This is a genomic window from Psychrobacillus sp. FSL W7-1457 (genome assembly GCF_038593405.1).
In the GTDB taxonomy this organism is placed as follows: domain Bacteria; phylum Bacillota; class Bacilli; order Bacillales_A; family Planococcaceae; genus Psychrobacillus.
Genome location: NZ_CP151993.1, coordinates 1136736 through 1158827 on the forward strand (window position 1 = coordinate 1136736; position 22092 = coordinate 1158827).

The 22092-nt window shown below is 35.3% G+C and carries 21 protein-coding genes; 15 read left to right on the top strand and 6 right to left on the bottom strand.

Annotated features, from left to right (window positions below; translation table 11 throughout):
* Positions 1-232 precede the first annotated feature (232 nt).
* Entirely contained in the window at positions 233-1600 is a 1368-nt protein-coding gene (mgtE, locus tag NSQ95_RS05265; RefSeq protein WP_342560447.1) for a magnesium transporter, read from the top strand.
* Between the two features lie 52 nt (positions 1601-1652).
* A complete protein-coding gene (locus NSQ95_RS05270) occupies positions 1653-2039 on the top strand; it encodes a hypothetical protein (protein WP_342560448.1) in 387 nt (128 codons plus the stop codon).
* A 177-nt stretch (positions 2040-2216) separates the two neighbouring features.
* On the opposite strand, the gene NSQ95_RS05275 is transcribed toward NSQ95_RS05270, so the two are convergent.
* Positions 2217-2735 (bottom strand): CotY/CotZ family spore coat protein, encoded by a 519-nt coding sequence (locus tag NSQ95_RS05275; protein WP_298469850.1) that lies wholly within the window; start codon positions 2733-2735, stop codon positions 2217-2219.
* A 141-nt stretch (positions 2736-2876) separates the two neighbouring features.
* On the opposite strand from NSQ95_RS05275, the gene NSQ95_RS05280 reads away from it, so the two are divergent.
* From NSQ95_RS05280 to NSQ95_RS05310, 7 genes are all read left to right on the top strand, one after another.
* Positions 2877-3266 (top strand): YhcN/YlaJ family sporulation lipoprotein, encoded by a 390-nt coding sequence (locus tag NSQ95_RS05280; RefSeq protein ID WP_340884554.1) that lies wholly within the window; start codon positions 2877-2879, stop codon positions 3264-3266.
* Positions 3266-3721, top strand: a complete 456-nt coding sequence (gene spoVAC / locus NSQ95_RS05285) for a stage V sporulation protein AC (protein ID WP_340884551.1) — start codon at positions 3266-3268, stop codon at positions 3719-3721. Before NSQ95_RS05280 ends, spoVAC begins: the two co-directional genes overlap by 1 nt.
* Positions 3715-4722 carry a stage V sporulation protein AD gene (locus tag NSQ95_RS05290; RefSeq protein WP_342560449.1) on the top strand — a complete coding sequence of 336 codons (1008 nt, stop codon included), beginning with the start codon at positions 3715-3717 and terminating at the stop codon, positions 4720-4722. The genes spoVAC and NSQ95_RS05290 overlap by 7 nt, the downstream gene beginning before the upstream one ends.
* Before the next feature lies 1 nt (position 4723).
* Positions 4724-5089, top strand: coding sequence for a stage V sporulation protein AE (spoVAE, locus tag NSQ95_RS05295; RefSeq protein ID WP_298469861.1), 366 nt, complete (start codon positions 4724-4726; stop codon positions 5087-5089).
* A gap of 64 nt (positions 5090-5153) precedes the next feature.
* Positions 5154-5327, top strand: coding sequence for a YjcZ family sporulation protein (locus NSQ95_RS05300; RefSeq protein ID WP_169358869.1), 174 nt, complete (start codon positions 5154-5156; stop codon positions 5325-5327).
* A 34-nt stretch (positions 5328-5361) separates the two neighbouring features.
* Entirely contained in the window at positions 5362-5607 is a 246-nt protein-coding gene (locus NSQ95_RS05305) for a stage VI sporulation protein F (RefSeq protein WP_340884541.1), read from the top strand.
* A 75-nt stretch (positions 5608-5682) separates the two neighbouring features.
* Positions 5683-5994, top strand: a complete 312-nt coding sequence (locus NSQ95_RS05310; protein WP_340884539.1) for a hypothetical protein — start codon at positions 5683-5685, stop codon at positions 5992-5994.
* Between the two features lie 52 nt (positions 5995-6046).
* Here the strand turns inward: NSQ95_RS05310 and NSQ95_RS05315 are convergent, their stop codons facing one another.
* The 3 genes from NSQ95_RS05315 to NSQ95_RS05325 are packed head-to-tail and all read right to left on the bottom strand — an operon-like array spanning position 6047 to position 7772.
* On the bottom strand, positions 6047-6475 hold the full coding sequence (locus NSQ95_RS05315; protein WP_169358872.1) for a GNAT family N-acetyltransferase: 429 nt from the start codon (positions 6473-6475) through the stop codon (positions 6047-6049).
* Positions 6476-6477: 2 nt separating this feature from the next.
* On the bottom strand, positions 6478-6993 hold the full coding sequence (locus tag NSQ95_RS05320) for a YjcG family protein (RefSeq protein WP_340884535.1): 516 nt from the start codon (positions 6991-6993) through the stop codon (positions 6478-6480).
* A 56-nt stretch (positions 6994-7049) separates the two neighbouring features.
* Positions 7050-7772, bottom strand: coding sequence for an alpha/beta hydrolase-fold protein (locus NSQ95_RS05325; RefSeq protein ID WP_340884533.1), 723 nt, complete (start codon positions 7770-7772; stop codon positions 7050-7052).
* Between the two features lie 504 nt (positions 7773-8276).
* On the opposite strand from NSQ95_RS05325, the gene NSQ95_RS05330 reads away from it, so the two are divergent.
* Complete coding sequence (locus tag NSQ95_RS05330; protein WP_340884531.1) at positions 8277-8861, top strand: phosphatidylglycerophosphatase A; 585 nt, start codon at positions 8277-8279, stop codon at positions 8859-8861.
* A gap of 364 nt (positions 8862-9225) precedes the next feature.
* Here NSQ95_RS05330 and NSQ95_RS05335 read toward each other — a convergent pair whose 3' ends face one another.
* Entirely contained in the window at positions 9226-9381 is a 156-nt protein-coding gene (locus NSQ95_RS05335; RefSeq protein ID WP_340884529.1) for a hypothetical protein, read from the bottom strand.
* A 313-nt stretch (positions 9382-9694) separates the two neighbouring features.
* Here NSQ95_RS05335 and NSQ95_RS05340 point away from each other — a divergent pair, with 313 nt between their 5' ends.
* Together NSQ95_RS05340 and NSQ95_RS05345 are read left to right on the top strand one after the other, a co-directional pair.
* Complete coding sequence (locus NSQ95_RS05340) at positions 9695-11083, top strand: aldehyde dehydrogenase (RefSeq protein ID WP_340884527.1); 1389 nt, start codon at positions 9695-9697, stop codon at positions 11081-11083.
* A 190-nt stretch (positions 11084-11273) separates the two neighbouring features.
* Complete coding sequence (locus NSQ95_RS05345; protein ID WP_340884525.1) at positions 11274-13451, top strand: EAL domain-containing protein; 2178 nt, start codon at positions 11274-11276, stop codon at positions 13449-13451.
* A gap of 173 nt (positions 13452-13624) precedes the next feature.
* On the opposite strand, the gene NSQ95_RS05350 is transcribed toward NSQ95_RS05345, so the two are convergent.
* Positions 13625-15214, bottom strand: a complete 1590-nt coding sequence (locus NSQ95_RS05350) for an ATP-binding protein (RefSeq protein WP_340884523.1) — start codon at positions 15212-15214, stop codon at positions 13625-13627.
* 107 nt (positions 15215-15321) lie between these two features.
* On the opposite strand from NSQ95_RS05350, the gene NSQ95_RS05355 reads away from it, so the two are divergent.
* The 3 genes from NSQ95_RS05355 to NSQ95_RS05365 all read left to right on the top strand — a co-directional run bounded on the left by NSQ95_RS05355 (position 15322) and on the right by NSQ95_RS05365 (position 21927).
* Complete coding sequence (locus NSQ95_RS05355; protein WP_340884521.1) at positions 15322-16371, top strand: M42 family metallopeptidase; 1050 nt, start codon at positions 15322-15324, stop codon at positions 16369-16371.
* Between the two features lie 121 nt (positions 16372-16492).
* On the top strand, positions 16493-18067 hold the full coding sequence (locus NSQ95_RS05360; RefSeq protein ID WP_340884519.1) for a peptide chain release factor 3: 1575 nt from the start codon (positions 16493-16495) through the stop codon (positions 18065-18067).
* Positions 18068-18867: 800 nt separating this feature from the next.
* The gene (locus NSQ95_RS05365) at positions 18868-21927 is read left to right on the top strand and encodes an efflux RND transporter permease subunit (protein ID WP_340884518.1); all 3060 of its coding nucleotides are present in this window, start codon (positions 18868-18870) and stop codon (positions 21925-21927) included.
* Positions 21928-22092 lie beyond the last annotated feature (165 nt).

The following is a 22092-nucleotide window of genomic DNA, read 5'->3' on the forward strand; positions in this document are numbered from 1 at the left end:
CTTGTTTCATTTGATAGGTAGTGTTCGTCTTGTTGTGACATCGATACAGAACAACTTTATACATTGTACTAATGTAGGGTTAAGTAGTGAATTCTTTTACATTTAGTTTTAGTATGATTTCCCGGGGAATAATATATTGATGTAACTTTTTTGCCAAATTAAGAAAGCAGTTGCTTAATAAAAATTGTGGTCTTACAATAGTAAAGGATAAATGCCGAAGGGAGGGAAAGATATGAGAGAAGAAAAGATGGATTTATTAGAATTAGAAGAATCAAATTTAATTCATTTTTTACTTGCAGATTCTATGGATGAATTTAGAGAAATTTTTATGGAGCTACATCCATACGATCAATCATTATTTTTTGAGAAGGTAGAGCCAGAGCTGCGACAGAAAATCTTTCATTATCTTTCTCCAAAAGAGATGGCAGAGCTTTTTGAAGCAAATAAGTTTGATGAAGAACTGTATGAATTTTACTTAAAAGAAATGGATACGACATACGCAGCTGATATGCTTTCCTATATGTTTGCTGATAACGCAGTAGACGTCTTAAACGAACTTGAGGATGCCCAGGTTGCTAGCTACTTAAATATAATGGATAAGGAATCTGCTCAAGAAATAAAAGACTTACTACATTACGAGGAATATACTGCTGGGTCTATTATGACTACAGAATATGTAGCAATTCCAGAAAACTCAACCTGTCGTTCTGCAATGATCATTTTAAGAAATGCAGCTCCTGATGCAGAGACCATTTATTATTTATTTGTAGTAGACGAAGCTCATCGACTTTCTGGAGTAATTTCCTTAAGGGATTTAATAGTAGCAGATGAAGATACCCTTATAAAAGACATTATGAATGAACGTGTTGTTAGTGTGCTAGTAAACGAGGACCAAGAAGAGGTTGCTAGAATGATCAAGGATTATAATTTTCTTGCGGTTCCTGTTCTAGATTTTGAGAACCACCTACTTGGAATTGTAACAGTAGATGATATCATCGATGTATTGGATGAAGAAGCTTCTGATGATTATTCTAAGCTTGCAGCGGTTTCTGACATGGATACTTTCGATAAAGGGCCATTTTCTGCTGCAAGAAAAAGATTGCCATGGCTAGTTATACTTCTTTTCTTAGGTATGATGACAGCAAATCTTATGAGTATTTTCGAGCAAACACTAGATAAGGTAGCTCTGCTTGCTGTGTTTATTCCTTTAATTGCTGGAATGGCTGGTAACAGTGGAACTCAAGCTCTCGCTGTAGCAGTTCGAGGAATTGCAACAGGTGATATTGAAGAACAAAGTAAAACAAAACTATTGTTTCGTGAGGCGGGAACAGGTTTAATAACAGGATTAATATGTGGCTTACTAGTTATTGGAGTCATTTACTTCTGGAAACAGGATCTGTTAATTGGAATGCTTGTAGGAGCAGCAATTTTTGGCTCTATATTTTTTGCAACGCTTGGAGGATCTTTTATACCCTTACTTATTCATCGGTTGAAAATCGATCCTGCAGTAGCTTCAGGTCCTTTTATAACGACTATCAACGACTTGGTTAGTATTTTAATTTATTTAGGCTTAGCAACACTGTTCATATCTTCCTTATAGATTCACCTTTCTAAACTTTTTGGCATAAAGTAAAGGAAAAAAGGATGTGCCCATGAGCGCTTTAAATGATCCTATACTTTATATATCAGGTCCCCCTGTATTCCATCTACCTCCACAGCTACGTACCAAGGAGGAAGTAGAAATAGTAGTAGATGAGACCATCATAGAAGAAGAAAGTACTTCTATTTATGAGATGAAAAAAAAAATATCAGAGAAGAATATTGCTGTATTTGAAAAACTGAAATTTTTATCTAAACCATTTCAACGGAAAGTTTATCGCCCGCTAAGTTTTCACATGGTTGATGGTAGTATTATTCAAGGTGAAGTGCAAGAAGTAACTGATGATCAGGTAATAATTAGTACCAATGGCGAGAACTTAGAGACCTATCCCATTCATCAAGTAAACAAAATATTTTGGCGTGGAAGTATATTGAAATAGTTTGAGGCTACCTTATATAGGTAGTCTTTTTTTTTTACCCGGATAAGTATATGGCATTGTTTACAGAGGTTAACGAGTGCAGGGACTATGCAAGAGAATATTTTATACTTTGACACATGAAAAAAACCCGTTCGGTGAGTAACCGAACGGAAAAGACACTACAATATTGAAAGACGATCAGTCACACACATCTAAGAATACATCTGCTACACATTCAATTCCACAGAAACAATTTAAATCTACAGTTACACAGCTACCAGTTAAATCGAAATTACGGACTTTACAAATTTGTTTTAGGTCAATCTTAGTACCATCACCATTCAATAGATTGATCCCTTTCCTATGAGCATCAAGTGGTTCTAAAACTCTTAAGGTAGCACAGCAATCATCAAAAATATCTTCTACACGGAAAAATACTGATACACAATCATTATCATTTGGTCTAGGTGTTAAATCACGGAAGAAGGCTTTGAAAGGATCACCATCTTTTGTCAATAACATAAAAACACGTGTATCTGCTTGATTTCTTGATGGACTTACAAGTCCTCCAAGTGGCTCTAAAAAGCAACTAGTTGGACATGGACCGCAATTATTTTCTGCTTGATCTTGTATATCCTTGATAGCTCGAACTACATCACATACGCAACGTTTAGTTCTATCATGACCATTAAAGTCATCTACATTTCCACAACCCATTTTGTTTCACCTCCTTTGCTTCTTTCTTTAGTAATTTATGTTGAGGGTTCTAATTGAACAAGGGCAAATAGCTCAGTTCCATTTGTATATTTACAAAGTCTGCGTACATACTAACCTAAAAAAAGAGGAGCAAATAGCCAAATGCGCAAAATAGTGTATATTCTACTGTTGTCTTTATTATTGACGGCTTGTTCTAGCTCTAAAGATCAGGTGTATTCGGACAGAGATACCTCAAAACTTGAGCAAGTCCTTAAGGAGCAGGATAAGATTGCCGGATATCAAAGTGTAATTGATAACAATGATGTGGTTGTTGCAATAGATATTCCGAGGTTCAAACGTTTCCAAAAAGTTAAAATAGAAGATGAAGTAAAAAAAGCAATTGAAAAAGAGTTTCCAGATAAAGAAGTAATCGTTACAGGAGATATAAAAATTAAATGGGAAATTGAAAAAATAGTAGACAAGAAGAAGAAAAATGACGAATTAAAAAAGTCAATTAGTGACATTAAATCCCTATCGAAGGAAGAGACATGATGGATCAAAAACAATATCAAAAAATTGTCGATAAGCAAACTCCTAAGGCCCCATTATTTATGAGCTGTTTTAAAGCATTTCTAGTAGGTGGAATATTTTGCACAGTTGGACAACTAATTACTTTTTTCTATATACGTTTTTTCAATTTTACCGAAAAGACTGCTGGTAATCCCACAGTAGCAACGATGATTTTTATTGCCATGATTTTAACGGGGACAGGTTTATACAAAAAAATCTCTCAGTTTGGAGGGGCAGGATCAGCGGTCCCTGTTACTGGGTTTGGTAATGCTGTAATTTCAGCGTCCATCGAGCATAAGACAGAAGGATACGTTTTAGGTGTAGGTGGCAATATGTTTAAGCTTGCAGGATCTGTTATTGTGTTTGGTGTACTTTCCGCTTTTTTAGTGGCTTTAATTAAAACTATTTTAGTTAAATTGGGAGTGGTTTCGTGGTAAGTACCGGTGGAACGATTTCATTTACGCAACGACCTAGTATTGCAAGTGCCGGAGTAATCGTTGGTCCGGTTGAAAAATCAAGTCCATTTGCCGAGGGCTTTGATGAAATACTAGAAACTGAAAAAGAAACTAATGAAACATATGAGCAGGCAGCAAGTCGATTTATTGAAAAGGCCTGTTCTACGGCAGTAAAAAAAGCACATGAAAAAATGGATAATATTGACTTGTTAATTGGAGGGGACTTAGTAAATCAAATGTCACCTTCTAACTTTGCTGCAAGAAAGCTTGCTATTCCTTATTTCGGTGTTTTTTCTGCATGTGCGAGTTCAATGGAGGCAGTTATCATTGGATCGCTTATATTAGAATCCGGAAATGCTAAGAATGTCCTTGCCGGGGCATCGAGTCACCACCCTTCTGTGGAAAGACAGTTTAGATATCCCTTAGAATACGGAGCTCAGAAACCAAAAACAGCTCAATGGACAGTAACTGCAGCTGCTTTTGCATTATTACAAAGTAAGGCTAAAAATGCTCCTTATATTACTCATGCTACTATGGGCAGAGTTGTGGATGGCCAGCAATCGGACCCTCTTCATATGGGAGCTGCAATGGCACCTGCTGCGAGAGATACGATTGAAAGGCATCTGAAAAACACGAATAGCAAAATGACTGACTATGATTTAATTATGACTGGCGATCTTGGGAAAATAGGTCTTTCTATATTAAAGGAAATGTTCCAAGACGAGAATAGTGGAGTTATTTTACAGGATGCTGGTGCTCAATATTATGGAGACAACCAATTTTTTAATGCTGGAGCGAGTGGTCCTGGTTGCTCCGCCTCTGTATTCTTTAGCCATATTTATAGTCAACTTAAAAAAGGAACGTTTAACCGAGTATTGTTAGTAGCTACAGGGGCTCTATTGTCCCCTTTAACTTATCAACAAGGGGAAACAATCCCTTGTATAGCACATGCCATAGAATGTCGAATGGAGAAGAAGGGATAATATGATATCATCATTAATTACAGCTTTTGTAGTAGGTGGATTAATATGTGTAGTTGGGCAAATCTTAATGGATGCATTTAAGCTTACGCCAGCCCATACGTTAAGTGGATTAGTTGTTACAGGATCGATTCTAGATGGGTTTGGTTTATATGAGCCTCTCATCGATTTTGCTGGAGCTGGTGCAACTATACCAATTACCTCTTTTGGAAACTCATTAACTCATGGAGCGTTGGCCGAAGCAGAGAAGCACGGATTAGTTGGAGTAATAACAGGAATGTTTGAAGTAACTAGTTCAGGTATTAGCGCAGCAATCTTATTTGGTATCATTGGAGCCTTTATATTTCAGAAACGGAAAACCACCTACTAATTAAAATGCCCTACTTCCTCTTACCCCTTTGCATACTATAAGTTGAAAGGAAGGGGGGAAAGATATGTACGGCTATTGTGGTGGCGAAAGTTTTTGCTATGGTGGTGGTTACGGCTATGGCTATGGCGGAGGTTATGATGGTGGAGGATACGGTGGTTTTCAAGGTTCTAACGCATTTGTTCTGCTTGTAGTGTTATTCATTCTTTTAATAATAGTAGGAAGCACCTTTCTCCCTTAACACCTGGATATAAATAATGCGAGGGGGAAAATACATGCAAAATTCTTTTTTTAGAGCGATTGAGAATAAAACTGGCGTATCAATGGATCAGCTTTTTACATTAGCTAACGCTATTTCAAATGCGGATTTTACTGATGAACATCAAGTTAGAAAAATCGTAAGAAAAGTAGGTAGGGTAGCTAACAAACCTGTTTCTGAAGAATTAGAAGATCAGCTGACGAACTCTATCCTCCAAAAAGGAAGTTCCATCAGTTTAACTGATATTGAAAAAATGTTGTAATTTTTTTAAAAAAGAGGTTTAAGGTAATTTCAAATGGGGTAAAGAGCATAGAGTTTATAATGGAGGTGGATAAGAATGGGGTATATTATTCCAGTTCAACCTTTGCAGTCACAAATTTATGCTAATCGAATGCAAATGGAAGAATATAATTTTGCTCAAATCAGCAATGTTCAAACAGTTAAAATGAAATCACTTTTTGATAATCACTTAACAAACCTTCAACAAAATGAAGACGTAGAACAAAAAGAAGAGAAGCAATTATCGGGTAATAAGGAACTTTCTAGCTTGCCATTATACAAAGGCTTTATCCAACCTAACCCCGTCAATTTATCACCTATTATTGCAGAAATATCAGGTAAAGGTCATTTTGTAAATACCTATATTTAAGCAAAAAGCAAAACCCTCTAACTTAAAGTTAGCGGGTTTTGCTTATGTAGGATTATAATTCTTTTTCCATAGCTCGGTGAGGAATATTAGCCTCCAGAAATTCTGGGGATGTAATAGTATATCCTCTTTTTTCATAGAAAGGTAGCGCCTGACTTTGAGCATTAAGCTTTAGCTTTTTAAATTGATGATCCAATGCATATTTCTCCATACAATCCATCATCAAGTTACCTAAATGCTTCCCTCTATACTCTGGTAAGATACATACTCGCTCTACTTTACCGACATGGGGCTCTGCAATACGGATGCGGCCAGCTCCAAAAGGAGTGTCTCCATCATAGGCTACAAAATGCGTCGATTTCATATCATATTCGTCTAACTCTAAATGTAGAGGAACATCTTGTTCCTCTACGAATACTTTTCTTCTTATATGAATAGCATCCTCATATTCTTTCTCTGTTTCAACAATTTTTGCAAATACCAAGTTTACTCAGCTCCAGACAATCTAAATGTTTCATATACGGTCCATGAACCGTCTTCTAATTGGTACAACAGGTGAATTCGGTCAATTTCTTCCTCAAACTGTGCACCAATCATTTTTAATTGAGGTAAAATATCGTCGTGTTCACTTCCACTAAGTTTTTGTGCAATAGTAATATGAGGAACAAATGAATACGTTTCGTCATCATGAAATTCAATAGAATTTAAATCCTCATGAAGCTTCTCTAGCTCTGGAGTTGATTGAACATTAAAATAGATAGCATTTGTTACAGGTGCAAAAGAACTTACCTTTGTAGTTTTCATAGTAAAAGGTTTATGTTTTTTAGCTATATCATTAATATGGTTAGCTATTGTTTTAATTTGGGCTTCATCTGCCTCAAAAACTCCCTTCAATGTCATATGAGGAGTAATTAGGGCATAATGGGGATCATAACGCTTTCTATAAGAGTTTGCAAAATCTTGTACCTTTTTTGATGGAAAAGCAACAATACCGTATTTCATAATCATGACCTCCTTATAATTATCTTACAATATATTTCTATTATATCAAAAATACCCTACAGACTGAAATTGTTTAGCAGTGATCTTTTAATATCTGGCTGCCAAAGCTTCCATGTATGGTCTCCATTTAATTCGTCGTAAAAGGTAGAAACTCCTTTATTTTTTAGCAAATCATGAAGTTGTCGATTAGGTGTAAGGAAATCGGTGAGTAGTCCGTCTCCTGTTTTAACTGCCGTTTCTTCATTTCCTATTACTTGATAAATGGAAAAAGCACTTACCTCTTTATGATTTTCCACCTTTTCTAATATTTCTTCATTAACCAAAGGGGAGTGAAGGATGACCTTGCCGAAGGTGTTTGGGTATCTCAGAGCAGTAAGCAAAGAAATTGTTCCTGCCAGTGAATCACCTATTAGAGCTCTTCCCATTCCAATTTGATAAGTGGGATAATTTTCATCAATATAAGGAACAAGCTCTTGTGCTATAAACCTTGAATACGCAAGCTGTTGTTCTCCCTCTGGATGATATTTACTTCGGCGATCTTTTACATTTTTATAAGGCACGCCCACAATGATTAAGTTTTCTATTTCCCGGTTTTCATATAACTCATCTGCAATCCTGGATATTCTGCCAAGCTGAAAGTAGTCTTTTCCGTCTGATGCGATTAAAACACTATATTTGTATAATGGTGAATAATTGGGAGGTAAATAAATTAATAACTGGATCTCTTCATCTAACGCTTTACTGTAAATTGTTATGTCTTGTAATGTGCCTCGATTCATATTTACACCTCGTTGTCATGTTATATAGAAATTGTATCATATACTGGTAAAGAGGTATAATAAGAGGAGTTCACAAGGATTGTTTTACATTGTTAGATTAGGATATGTTAAACGGTGGGTTGATTTAGGGTGCAAAGAAATCTTAGATCAGAGAGTAGAATTGATTTTTCGCACCAGCCGGACGCTTTCCACGGGGTGAGCGATAAGCCATCACCCATCGCTTACGCGCGTGGTTGTGATGTCTTATCTGTCTCACTCATCCCGTAGGAGTCGCCGTCTGGCGCTCCAATCAATAAATGGAACAGCTTTAGCATCGATAAAGCAATCAATTTACTCGCATAAACAAAGCTGAAAAACTGTCACCAACCCCCATTTCATCATCTATTTATGAATAGCCATTTGAAAGTTCCTTTGTGTATGTTTACAGTCGCTATAAAAAAGAATTGTTAGTCAAAATCAACCAATAACTTTAACAAAGCTTTAGATTATAAGGAGGTTATTTTTTTGGAAAATGAATCATTAAGAGTGCATTCGAGAACAGTAGAGCAAGCCACGTTAGATGCCTTAAAACGTAGAGGGGTTACCATCGAAGAGGTTGCTAAAATAGTATATGAAATGCAGTTTCCTTATAATAAAGGATTAACAATTGAACATTGTATTGAGTCGATCAAGAGCGTCATGAAAAAAAGAGAAATGCAGCATGCCATTTTAGTTGGTATTGAATTAGATGAGCTTGCTGAGAAGAAGATGCTTTCCGCTCCTCTTCAGCAAATTGTAGAAGCAGATGAAGGTTTGTTCGGAGTAGATGAAACAATCGCATTAGGCGCTGTATTTACATATGGAAGTATAGCCGTCACCACGTTTGGGCATCTTGACAAGAATAAAATAGGTATTATATCAAAACTAGATACAAAGAAGGGTGGAAGTATTCATACCTTTTTAGATGATTTAGTTGCAAGTATCGCTGCTAGCGCAGCATCTCGTCTCGCTCACCGAACGAGAGACTTAGAAGAAGCAAATGAAACCTTTGAAGATATAACACCAGAAGAAACAGCTCCAGAAACTAAAATTAAAGGTGCAACAACATAATATAATATATAATCGTATTAAAGTCTGTGGACAAACTGAAATTGAAGTTTGTTTGCAGTCTTTTTAGTTAAATGAATTTATTAGTACAATTTATTTCGCCTATCAATTGGTAATTTCCAATGAGTGGAGGCGAAGTTATTATCCCTCTTTTCCATTCACATAAATATAATGATTTTGAGTTTATATTTTATCAATTAACATGATTAGGTACATTATTTCTAAAGTATTGTAAAGAATAAAATATATAAGAGCGTTGATCTCCATATTAAAAGGAGGAGAATCTTCGGACTCTCCTCCTACATGTTCTAAGTAACTACGATATATTACTAATTCAAAATAAAAAAACTGACTTTTAGAAAATAATCTATTCGATTGTAGTTGGCTCGGTTATAGTAGAGTCACTTTGTTGGAAATATAAAAAAGTTTCCTCTTCTAGTTCATTTTGTAAACGTTCTTTGTTTAAACCTATGGACATTGGTCCTTGAAAAATAGGTTCCCACCATGTTTGAGTTTCAGTCATTATATTTCCTCTCCTTTTTAAAAGCTTTTAAATAATTCATTTGATTTTTATATACCCCAATTTGTTGCACCATCAAACACTAATTACGAAATTAAAACTTTTCATAAGACAGGACTGGTTAAAGAACGGTTAAAAAGATTACTTTATAACTCATCCTTTAAAAGTAGTATGCCATTTTTGAATCATTTAATGTACTAGTTAGAAAATCCAATTTCTTTCGTCTACTTGAAAAAAATAGTATGCTTTAGCAAGAAGGTCTTTTAGCACTAAAGAAGTTTTACTACAAAACAAAGTCGATGAGGAGATGATTTATGTGAAATTTAATTCACAGCAGTTGGATATTATGTTAGAGGAGCATCATGCTTTTTACTACTCAGGCATAACAAAATCCGCGAAGTTTCGAATCGAACAATTAGAAGTGTTGAAAAAAACGATTAAGAAGTATGAAACTGAAGTAATTGAAGCTCTTTATAAGGACTTGAGAAAGAGTGAGTTTGAGTCATATACGACAGAAATAGGCTTAATATATGAAAGTATTTCAAACATGAACAAAAATTTGGAGCACTGGATGCAACCTAAACAGGTAAAGACTCCAATGGCCTTAATGCCATCTAAAAGTCAGATTATTAGTGACCCCTATGGAACTGTATTAATTATTGCCCCATTTAACTATCCTTTTCAATTAGTAATGGAACCGTTAATTGGTGCAATTGCTGGCGGTAATTGTGCCATGATTAAACCTTCAGAAACTACTCCTTACACTACTAATATAGTGAAAAAGATTGTTACAGAGGCATTTCATCCGCATTATATAAGAGTTGTGGAAGGAGAGAAAGAAGAAACTTCCCTTTTAATCCATGCTCCATTTGATTTTATTTTCTTTACAGGTAGTGTAAATGTAGGGAAGGTAGTAATGGAAGCAGCTTCTAAAAGACTCACTCCTATTGCTTTAGAATTAGGTGGGAAAAGCCCGGCTATTGTCGATCATACAGCTAACTTAGATTTAGCCGCTAAACGTATTATTTGGGGGAAATTAGTGAACGCCGGACAAACTTGTATTGCACCTGATTATTTACTAGTAGAAGAGCAGGTAAAAGACAAGCTAATTGAAAAATTACAGGAAGCAATTCATCATTTTTATGGAGAAAATGTACAAGAAAGTCCAGACTACGGCAGGATAGTTAATACCAATCACTTTAAACGACTACAAAAAATGATTGTACAAGAAAAGGACCAGATTATTTTTGGTGGAAAATCAGACAAGGAAGATTTATATATAGAGCCTACAATTCTAGATGGTGTGCAATTTTCTAGTCCATCTATGCAGGAGGAAATCTTCGGACCAATTTTACCTGTAATCACTTACAAAGAGTTACCTGATATTATTCGTCAGATTAGAAAATTTCCTAAACCTTTAGCTGCCTATATGTTTAGTGAGCATGAGGGGGCTCAAAACTATTTCCTAGAAGAGCTTTCATTTGGAGGCGGTTGTATAAATGATACTATCATGCATGCAGGTAGTGCACATTTACCTTTTGGTGGGGTAGGAAACTCTGGAATGGGTGCATATCATGGGCTAGCGAGCTTTGAATTATTTACTCATCAGAAATCTATTGTGAAGAAGAGCACAACTATACCTCTTAATGTAGCATTCCCGCCTTATAAGAACAAAATAAAGCTAGTAAGAAGTTTATTAAAATAATAGTATTTTTTGGAGGTGCGATGATATAAAATTGTCGCACCTTTAGTGCGTTATAATTAACTAATGTCCAAATGGTGACAATGAATAATCCTATTATATCAATGCAATATTGACATTTTGTATCTTTTTTACTAATATTTGAAGTGAAGCGGTTAGGTTTTTACGATAAATTAAAATTGGAGGACAAATTATGGAGTCCATATTTGGAACAGGTTCCGAAGATTTATTGCTCACAGTAAAAGAAGCTTTACATAAAGAGTCATTGTCAGATATTAACCTTTTGGGAGAAAAACTTGAAGATACATTATATAAAATGAATCTGATGAGCTATGCAGTAAATAAAACAATGATTATAGCTTTAACTAATCGTGCAGGAAAAATATTATATGTAAATGACAAATTTACAGAGATATCTGGTTACTCTCGTGAAGAATTAATCGGAAAAACTCATCGAATTATTAATTCCTTCACCCACCCGTCTGGTTTTTTTGAAGAATTGTGGAAAACTATTCTTCATGGTCAAACATGGGTAGGTGAAATATGTAACAAACGTAAAAATGGAGAATTGTATTGGGTAAAGACTTATATTTTGCCTATTAATACGATTGACCAAGGTACATACTTTTTAAGTATTCGAACAGATATAACGCCTGAAAAAGAAAATGAGCTACGTTTAAAGACTAATATCATTAATTCCTTTGATACTGTAGTGAGGCATGTAAACAACTTAATTTTTAGATTAGATAAAGAGTTGAATTTTACCCTACTAACCGGAAAGATAGCAACAGAGTATTTTTTGGAAAGAGGAATTCCGATGATTCACCCTTCCAATGAACTGTTTGCGGAACAAACATCTCAATCCTTCAGTCAGACGATGGATTATTTCCCTAAAGAAATATCTGATAGATTTAAGGAGAATATTTCAAAGGTCTTTTTAGGGAAGGAAGTTTCTTATAAAGAGTGGTTTGGGCCGAAATGCATTCATATCACCATCTCACCTATTGAAAAAGAAGGTGAAATAATGGGCGCTATAGGAATAGGAAATGATATTACGGAAATAGAAAACACTAGAAGGAAGCTATCAGAGCTAGCGTACGAGGATCACTTAACAAATACATACAATACTGCAGCGTTAAATAGGGATATCCAGCTTAAGATAAAATTAAAGGAAAAGTTTAGTTTTCTATATATTGATTTAGACCGATTTAAAAATATTAATGACTCATTAGGTCATGTTACAGGGGACTTGCTATTACAAAAGGTTTCTAAAAGAATGAAGAAATTCTATAACAAAGGCGCCAAGATATATAGGATGGGCGGGGATGAGTTTGTTATCCTTTTGGAGGATGACTATTTTTCTTGTAGAGACTCATTAAGTAATGCCCAACTTTTATTAAAAGAAATTGAAAGGCCGTTTAGCATTCATGAAATGGAGTTATACATTTCATGCTCTATTGGAATTTCCTGCTTTCCTGAACACGGCGATAGTTATACCGCTTTACATAGAGCTGCAGATTTAGCGTTAAATGAATCGAAAGATAAAGGGAAGAGAACAGCAGTCTTGTATACATCTGAATACGAAAAAGGATATATAGATAAATTGTCTTTAGAGAGTGATATTCGAAAGGGACTTAAAAAGAACGAATTCTTTCTAGTCTACCAACCGAAATTAAACATAACTACCAACAAGGTTCAAGGCTATGAAGCTCTTATTAGATGGAATAGAAAGGGGGGAAATATTATTCCTCCGAATGAGTATATTCCATTTGCAGAAGAGACAGGGCTAATTATTCCGATTGGTAGGTATGTTCTTAAGGAAGCATGTAAGCAAGCTACACAATGGTTAAAAGAGGGATTGTCTTTTAGTACAATATCTGTGAATATAAGTCCAGTTGAGTTAGATCAAAATGACTTTACAACCAATGTAAAATATATTCTTCATGAGACGGGGCTTCCAGCACATTATCTAGAATTGGAAATTACGGAAAACATTCTAATGAAAAATATAAGCAAGCTGTCTAGTATATTGGATGATTTAAAACAACACGGTGTTCGAATTGCAATGGATGATTTTGGCTCCGGCTTTTCAAATTTCCGTTATTTAAAGGAACTCCCTATTCACACTTTAAAAATAGACCAAGTCTTTATGAATCAGATCATAGAAAAAAGAGACGAAGTAATAGTGTCCTCTATTATAAAAATAGGCAAAAGTCTTGGTTTAGAAGTAGTAGCAGAAGGTGTGGAAACAGAGGAAGTCATCCAGTTTTTAAAGCTGCATAATTGTGAAATTGTCCAAGGCTTCTATTATTCTAAGCCTCTTCGTGTGGAAGACGTTCCGGGATTTAAGCTATTGGCTTCGCAAATATAAAATTATATGGGGATCTTTTAATCTTTTAAATTGGATGATAACTACCTTTTCATTTTTGAGAATTAGCGAACTCCTACTAAAGTAAAAATACCTTGAGATTCACTTCTCAAGGTATTTTTACTTAGTATATGGAGGATGTAAGTCTTTGATGCAATGGATATAAAAAGAAGAGACTAGCCCGTAGCCTCTGTGTTTGAAGTGTAAGGTAACTGAATAGTTACCGTAGTTCCTTGTCCTTTTTGGCTTTCAATGGCAATCGTTCCACCATGTTCAGTAATAATTTTTTCGGAAATCATCATTCCAAGGCCTGTCCCGTTAATCTTAGTAGAGAAAAATGGATCGAAAATTTTCTCTACAATCTGCTTGTCCATTCCTACTCCATTGTCTCTAATTTTAATAAGGATGATATCCTGGGGATCGATGGAACAGCTAATATGGATTTTGCCATTGTCAGAAATTGCCTCTATCGCATTTTTCACTAGATTAATAAGTACTTGCTTCATCTGACCTTCCTCACCATAAAGGTGTATTGGACCTTTTATAATATCAGTAGTCAAAAATATCCCATTCAAGTTAATCTCGGGTTGAAACAAAACGAGAAGGTCATCTAATGTTTGAGTTAAATCATATTTCTTTGGCAATTTTGCGTGTGGCTTTGCTAAAACTAGGAATTCACTAATAATGTAATTGATTCTTTCAATTTCGTTTTCAATTACTTTCGTGTAACGGTAATAGGGCTGAGTAGGGTCCCCATTCATAATCTGCATAAAGCCAGATATAACTGTTATAGGATTTCGAATCTCATGAGCTACTCCAGCAGCCATTTCCCCAGCAACTTTTAACTTTTCTGATTGTAGTAATAAATTCTCAGTTTCTTTTTTAAAGCTAACGTCCCTACTAATTATAGAAAGAGCAATGAGCTCGTTTTGGTAATCATAAATAGGAGAAAAAGTGATTTGGGCATCAAAATAAGTTCCATCTTTTTTTCGATCAGTTGTTTCGAGAAAATGATAGCTGGCCCCTTTTAATACCTCTTGTTTTCTTGCTTCATCTAGCTGATATTGTGGGGATAAAATAGAAACACTTTTTCCTATTACTTCTTCCCTTTTCCAACCATATAAATCCTCAAATGCAGGATTTACCTCTATTATTTTATTGTCTTTATCAAATACGGTAATACTATCCTTCGCATTGTCAAAAAAAAGCTGTAAATAACTTTCTCGCGAATATTGCTCTTTTCTCATAGAAGTATTTAGTTCAGAAATCTTATTCCAATATTTACGGTCAAAGTATGTATTTAAGATGGAAGTGAAAATAAGTATAGCTAAAAGTAGTATAAAAGCAATTAAATCTTCTGAGGACAAAATATATGTATAGTCATCATATTTATAATAGATGAGACCAAGAATTTCAATGATAGTTAGAAAGAATAATAATATTCTAGGAACGATGTTGGAATAGATGACTGCGATGTATATTGGGTAAATAAAAAATACTATCATTACTACGCTGTCACTGTATATATTCAAGATTAATAGATAAAGATTGAGTGTTGTAAACAAAATGTATTGGATAATTGGGTTCTCTGAGTTTACCCAACATAACAACGATAATATGAGTAGGTATACAATCCCAGCGTACAGATAAATTAATAGGTCCTTGTTATGTAAAAGTGTTGCAAGAATAATATGGCATACGGTAAAACAGGAAAAAATAATGAAAAACAATTTATTTTTATCTTTCGTAATATTAATATATTCCATTTTTCCCACCTCCTATCAAATTAGATACTTCTTATATTAGCCTATTTAGAGGTATCTGAAAATACAAGATTTTGATAAGATGGAGTAAGAATAAAGGAGGAGTCATTATGTCATACAAATTCCAAGAGCAAGAGACTGTCTCTTTGCTAAAACAATTAGTGGAAATTCCTAGTCCTTCCGGTTATACAAAGGACATCATGGACTTTATGGAGCAGTTTTTAAAGGATATTGATGTGAATTATATTAGAACTAACAAGGGAGCGCTTATTGGCACCATTACAGGTGAAAATGATACTAAACATCGTTTACTGACAGCACACACCGATACTTTGGGAGCTATGGTAAAGGAAGTGAAGTCTTCTGGCAGATTGAAGCTTGCAATGGTAGGTGGCTTTAACTGGAACGCAGTAGAAGGTGAGTATTGTACAATCCATACTGCAGATGGAAGAAAAATACGGGGCACCATTCTCATGCATCAAACAACAGTACATGTATATAAAAATGCGACTACGCTCGCTCGTGATGAGCAAAACATTGAGGTACGAGTGGATGAGAAAGTAAAAAATGCTAGTGAAACAAGAGAGTTAGGTATAGAGGTCGGGGATTTTGTTTCATTTGATCCTCGATTTGAGCAAACGGAATCTGGCTTTATCAAGTCACGTCATTTAGATGACAAAGCAAGTACTGCCCTTTTACTCCAACTAATGAAGGCTATTAAAGAAAATAAATGGACGATTCCTTATACAACACACTTTTATATTTCTAATAATGAGGAAATTGGATTTGGGGGCAATTCTAACATTCCAGAACAAACAGTGGAATATATAGCAGTAGATATGGGTGCAATAGGCGATGGACAAGCCTCGGATGAGTATACTGTTTCCATTTGTGCAAAAGATTCCTCTGGGCCGTATCATTATGAATTAACCCGAAACTTAGTAGAACTAGCTAAGGCAGAAGGAATCGATTATAAGTTAGACATCTATCCATACTATGGTTCTGATGCTTCTGCTGCAATAAGAGCAGGTTTTGATGTCAAGCATGCATTGTTTGGACCAGGAATCGAAGCGTCGCATGCATATGAAAGAACGCATATTGAATCATTAGAAAATACAGCGAAGCTATTGTATTCTTATATACAATCTGAAATTCTGTAATGGATACTAGTAGACATTTTTACGATTAATTTGTAAAATTGTCTGCTAGTTCTTTTTTTACTTGTATTTTTGCTAGTAAATCCATATGATAAAAAAGTGAATAAGAAGGAGATATACAAATATGGACAAACAATTACAAGAAGAAATACTTAAGAGAAGAACCTTTGCAATAATTTCCCACCCAGATGCTGGTAAAACGACTATAACGGAAAAGCTTTTATATTTTGGAGGAGCTATTCGTGATGCAGGTACAGTGAAGGGGAAAAAATCTGGGAAATTTGCAACTTCAGACTGGATGGAAATTGAAAAGCAACGTGGGATTTCTGTAACATCCTCTGTTATGCAATTTGACTTTAATAATTGTCGTATAAATATATTAGATACACCTGGACATCAGGATTTTAGTGAAGACACTTATAGAACATTGATGGCTGTGGATAGTGCAGTGATGATTGTAGATGCTGCCAAAGGGATAGAGGCTCAAACATTAAAACTATTTAAGGTTTGTCGCATGCGCGGTATTCCTATCTTTACTTTCATTAACAAACTAGACCGACAAGGTAAAGAACCTCTTGAATTAATGGAGGAGCTAGAAGAAGTACTTGGAATTCAATCCTATGCAATGAATTGGCCTATTGGTATGGGAAAAGAATTTTTAGGGATTTACGATCGCTACAATCATAGAATTGAGCAATTCCGCACAGAGGAATCTGAAAGATATCTTCCTTTAGATGATGAAGGAGAATTAGCTGTCGATCATTCTATGAAAGAAACATCTTATTATACGCAAGCTATGGAAGATATTATGTTGTTAAATGAAGCAGGGAATGATTTTGATAAGGAAAAAGTACTTTCTGGTGATTTAACACCTGTATTTTTTGGTAGTGCATTAACTAACTTTGGTGTGCAAACCTTCTTAGAAACATATCTTCAGTTTGCTCCAACTCCACAGCCGAGAATGACAGATGTTGAAGAAGAAGTAAATCCTTTGAACGAAGATTTTTCCGGTTTTATCTTTAAGATTCAAGCGAATATGAATCCTGCTCACCGAGATCGAATAGCATTTGTACGTATCGTTTCGGGGAAATTTGAACGTGGAATGACTGTTACTCTGGCACGTACTGGAAAAACGTTTAAAGTCACTCAGTCTACTCAATTTTTAGCTGATGACCGTGAGACAGTTGAAACTGCAGTAGCAGGAGATATTATTGGTCTTTATGATGTAGGAAATTATCAGATTGGCGATACGGTTGTTGGAGGGAAAAAAGCATTTAATTATGAAAAGCTTCCTCAATTTACGCCAGAAATGTTTGTAAAGGTTACTGCTAAAAATGTATTAAAATCTAAGCATTTCCATAAAGGTATCATGCAGCTTGTACAAGAAGGTGCAATTCAATTTTACAAAACACTTCATACAGAAGAAGTAATTCTTGGCGCAGTTGGACAGCTTCAATTTGAAGTATTCGAGCATCGTATGAAAAACGAATATAATGTAGAAGTTCGTATGGAGCCAATTGGATCGAAGGTAGCTCGTTGGATTGAAAACGAAGAAGATGTAAAAGAATCGATGACAGGTCCAAGAAGCATGCTAGTAAAAGATCGTTATGATCACTATGTATTCTTATTTGAAAATGAATTTGCAACTCGCTGGTTCCAAGACAAATATGAGCATATAAAGCTATATAACTTACTATAAGGTATATATCCCTGACAAATAGGGAATTGTAAATAAAGGTAATCGGAAGAATGCGCGCATTCTTTTGGTTACTTTTTTTATTAGCTTTGTGAAAGTTAGTGGTTGATTTATGTTGCAAAGAAATCTTAAATCAGAGAGTAGAATTGATTTTTCGCCCCAGCCGGACGCTTTCCTCGGGGTGAGCGATAAGCCATCACCCATCGCTTACGCGCATGGTTGTGATGTCTTATCTGTCTCACTCATCCCGTAGGAGTCGCCGTCTGGGGCTCCAATCAATAAATGGGAACAGCTTTAGCATCGAGAAAGCGCTAATAAATTTACTCGCATAAACAAAGCCAAAAAACTGTACCCAATCCCATTTTCATAATCTATTTATAATCATAATAGTCATTTGAATGTCCCTTTGATAATGTTTACAGTCACTATAGAATTGTTAGTCAAAACCAACCAATAACTTTAACAAAGCTTAGTATAAAAAACGAGAGAATTTGATTTCAATATGGAGCACAAATGATAAATTAAAGAATTACATTTTCCATTGGGGGTGAGTGAAATCGTTGTCTTTATAACTTATATAACTGGAATGCTGCACGTTCTGACAATCATATGCTGTATATGAAAGGGGAAGTAGTTCGTAATTAACAGTATTAGTTGTTTCTGAACATTTCTCCGGCATAGAAAAAAGTTATACATTTGTTATAATCTCTTTATTTATATATCCCTAAGCAATAATAAAATTTGAACTCTTACGTCATAGAGCATATGATATAAATAGAGAAAGTAAAGGTGGTTCCCTGTATATGAAAATTAGTGGTTTCTCTATAAAAAGACCTGTATTTACTACTGTAATTATGTTTTTAGTAGTTATATTAGGAGCTGTTTCTTTTTTTAAAATTCCAATCACATTGATCCCAGAATTAAATCCTCCAATTGGCGTTGTCGTAACTAACTATCCTGGTGCTGGGCCAATAGAGGTAGATGAAAAAATAACCAAACCATTAGAAACTTCATTAAGTACCTTACCTGGTATTAAGTCAATCAGTAGTACCTCTCAAGAAAGCGCTAATTTTATTTTGTTAGAATTTGATTGGTCTACAGATATGGATGATGTTCAATTGGACATCATGCAACGAATAGATTTAGTGCCCGTACCTACTGGAGCAGATAAACCAAGATTTTTAAAATTTGATCCTGCACAGTTTCCTGTCATTCAGTTATCACTAAGAGCTGCTGATGATGGACAAGATATTCGATTAATAGCAAAAGAGCTAGAAAAAGAATTAATCAGCACAGAGGGTGTTGCAAGTGTTAATATATCTGGCTCACTTGTCGAAGAAGTGCAGATATTATTAGATCAAAACAAATTAATTCAAAATGGACTAACTCAAAGTGATATTGTCCAGTTAATTCAAGCGAATAATATTTCTCTTCCTGGAGATCCAATAGAAACAGAGGAAAAGATGTCCTTAACTACTCGAATTATGAGCTCATTAACCTCTGTTGAAGAAATACAAAATTTAATTATTACTGTTAACCCAATTGATGGTTCGAAAATAACTATTTCCGATGTTGCAACAGTTCAGTTAGCCGAACAAGAAACAAATAGTGAAACAAGAGCCAATGAAGAGCCGGCTGTTCTCTTGTCTGTGCTCCAAGAATCTAGTGCAAATACTGCACAAGTATCTACAGCCTTTCAAGAAGCTTTGGACAAGCAGCTAGAGAAAGAGGAATATAAGGGAGTTACAGCGGATATTCTTTTTGATCAAGGGGATTACGTAAAGCTGGCCATTAACAATATTGGAACCACTTTAGTAACAGGTGGTTTATTGGCAATGGTAGTTTTGTTCGTGTTCTTAAAAGGGATTAGAAGTCCAATTATTATTGGTGTAGCAATTCCATATTCTGTTATTGTGACATTTTTACTGATGTACTTTGCAGGTTTTTCTTTAAATATAATGACGCTCGGGGCACTTGCATTGGGAATTGGGATGCTAGTTGATAATTCGATTGTTGTTATTGAGAATATCGAAAGGCATCTCGGTTTAGGAAAAGACCCTAAAGCTGCAGCTTTAATAGGCACAAAAGAAGTAAGTGGTGCAATTACGGCCTCTACTTTAACAACTGTAGCAGTATTTATACCTGTAATTTTCCTTTCAGGTCTTATAGGGCAGATATTTACCGAATTTGCGTTAACTATTTCCTTTAGTCTTATTGCCTCACTTTTTGTTGCACTCACTGTGATACCTATGATGGCTAGTCGAATGTTAAAAAAACCAAAAGGAGATTTAGAGGCGAGAAGACGAAGATCGAAGGCTTACAACAATTTGGAGAAGTCAGTTAAGTGGTCTTTAGGTCACCGAGCTTTAGTTCTTACTATGACATTAGCTTTACTAATTATTTCTGTATTTGGTATTTTCCGTGTAGGTACTGAATTTTTACCTCCTACGGATGAGGGCTTTGCTTCTATTAGTGTAAGGCTACCAAATGGTTCATCGTTTACATCTACAAATGAAGTAGTAGACGAGATAGAGAATATATTGCAGGAACAGAAGGATGTAGATGTCTATGTAAGCTTTGTAGGCGGAAGTCAAGAGGGCATGTCTCGAGGTACTTCTAGATCTAACATCGCAGAAATCTCTGTGAAACTAATACCGCTTGATGAACGAAGTCAATCTACTTTTGAATTTGTAGATAAAGTACAGCCTAAAATAGCACAAGCAATAGGAGAAAGAGCAGAGATAAACTTTAATGTTCAAACAGCATCAGGCTCCTCACCTAATGTGGTATCTTTCAATATTTCCTCTGCTGATAAAGATATATTAAACCAAGCCGTTGCTGATTTGCAGGCTGATTTAGAAAAAATAAAAGGCGTAACTAAGGTCAACAATGACATTATTTCTACCGTAGAGGAAGTGCAAATGATTGTTAAGCGAGATGCAGCAACTGAACTAGGTCTCGCTCCTGCACAAGTAGCTCAAATGGTTAACAATGTAACGAGAGGTGTGTTGGCTTCCCAAATAATCTCGGAAGACAATGAAGTTTACGGAGTTTACGTTAAATATAACGAATCAGACCGGGAAAATATTGAAACCTTAAAGCAATTAAAACTGCGTACTCCATCAGGTCAATTTGTAAACCTTGAGGATGTTGCAAGTATAGAGGTTGCTGAGGGACCAGTAGCTATACGAAGCTTAAACCAGGCTAGTGCGGTTGCATTTTCTGTTAAGTATGAGTCAGAAAATACACTAGGGGATATGTCCGAACAAATTGATCAAGTAATAGAGAAACAAAACTTTAATGATAAAGTGCAGGTCAATTTTGGTGGCGACAGAGAGTTGATGGATAATGCCAAAAATGATATGATTTTGGCTGTTTTATTGGCGGTAGTCTTAGTGTTTATCGTAATGGCGGCTCAGTTTGAATCTTATAAATATCCGTTTGTAATCATGTTTACTGTACCGTTAATCGTGATAGGAATTGGAATTGTCTTATTCCTTACAAGTACTCCTATTAGCGTTTCAGCTGTGATTGGAATATTAATACTTGTTGGAATTGTTGTGAATAATGGGATAGTCTTAGTAGATTACATTAACCAGCGTAAAGCAGATGGCTATTCATCCTACGAGGCAATTACGACTTCCGTACGAGATAGAGTACGTCCGATACTAATGACAGCTCTAACGACAATATTAGGTTTAATTCCATTAGCCCTTGGAATTGGAGAGGGAACAGAAATAAATCAACCAATGGCTTTAACTGTAATTGGTGGTTTAGTTGCTTCGACTTTACTAACATTGTTTGTAGTGCCAATCATCTATAGTTTAGTGGACAAAGAGACAAGGAAAATAAAATCATCTTAAATATGAAAAGCTCCGAACATTTACGTACTGTAAAATTTCGGAGCTTTATTTTTGTATATATTGTTTTGGTTTAAGGCACTAGACCTAATAGTATCGTGTAACACCTTTTCCGATTAAAGTTTATGTATGCGCATTTAGAGGTCTTTAGTATAATCAAAAAAAGGG

Coding starts and splice junctions, on each gene's coding strand:
- NSQ95_RS05350 (WP_340884523.1), bottom strand. CDS start 15,214: ATGGAATATATTAATATTACGAAAGATAAAAATAAATTGTTTTTCATT.
- NSQ95_RS05360 (WP_340884519.1), top strand. CDS start 16,493: ATGGACAAACAATTACAAGAAGAAATACTTAAGAGAAGAACCTTTGCA.
- NSQ95_RS05280 (WP_340884554.1), top strand. CDS start 2,877: ATGCGCAAAATAGTGTATATTCTACTGTTGTCTTTATTATTGACGGCT.
- spoVAE (WP_298469861.1), top strand. CDS start 4,724: ATGATATCATCATTAATTACAGCTTTTGTAGTAGGTGGATTAATATGT.
- NSQ95_RS05310 (WP_340884539.1), top strand. CDS start 5,683: ATGGGGTATATTATTCCAGTTCAACCTTTGCAGTCACAAATTTATGCT.
- NSQ95_RS05345 (WP_340884525.1), top strand. CDS start 11,274: ATGGAGTCCATATTTGGAACAGGTTCCGAAGATTTATTGCTCACAGTA.
- NSQ95_RS05325 (WP_340884533.1), bottom strand. CDS start 7,772: ATGAATCGAGGCACATTACAAGACATAACAATTTACAGTAAAGCGTTA.
- NSQ95_RS05270 (WP_342560448.1), top strand. CDS start 1,653: ATGAGCGCTTTAAATGATCCTATACTTTATATATCAGGTCCCCCTGTA.
- mgtE (WP_342560447.1), top strand. CDS start 233: ATGAGAGAAGAAAAGATGGATTTATTAGAATTAGAAGAATCAAATTTA.
- NSQ95_RS05300 (WP_169358869.1), top strand. CDS start 5,154: ATGTACGGCTATTGTGGTGGCGAAAGTTTTTGCTATGGTGGTGGTTAC.
- NSQ95_RS05365 (WP_340884518.1), top strand. CDS start 18,868: ATGAAAATTAGTGGTTTCTCTATAAAAAGACCTGTATTTACTACTGTA.
- NSQ95_RS05305 (WP_340884541.1), top strand. CDS start 5,362: ATGCAAAATTCTTTTTTTAGAGCGATTGAGAATAAAACTGGCGTATCA.
- spoVAC (WP_340884551.1), top strand. CDS start 3,266: ATGGATCAAAAACAATATCAAAAAATTGTCGATAAGCAAACTCCTAAG.
- NSQ95_RS05355 (WP_340884521.1), top strand. CDS start 15,322: ATGTCATACAAATTCCAAGAGCAAGAGACTGTCTCTTTGCTAAAACAA.
- NSQ95_RS05275 (WP_298469850.1), bottom strand. CDS start 2,735: ATGGGTTGTGGAAATGTAGATGACTTTAATGGTCATGATAGAACTAAA.
- NSQ95_RS05320 (WP_340884535.1), bottom strand. CDS start 6,993: ATGAAATACGGTATTGTTGCTTTTCCATCAAAAAAGGTACAAGATTTT.
- NSQ95_RS05335 (WP_340884529.1), bottom strand. CDS start 9,381: ATGACTGAAACTCAAACATGGTGGGAACCTATTTTTCAAGGACCAATG.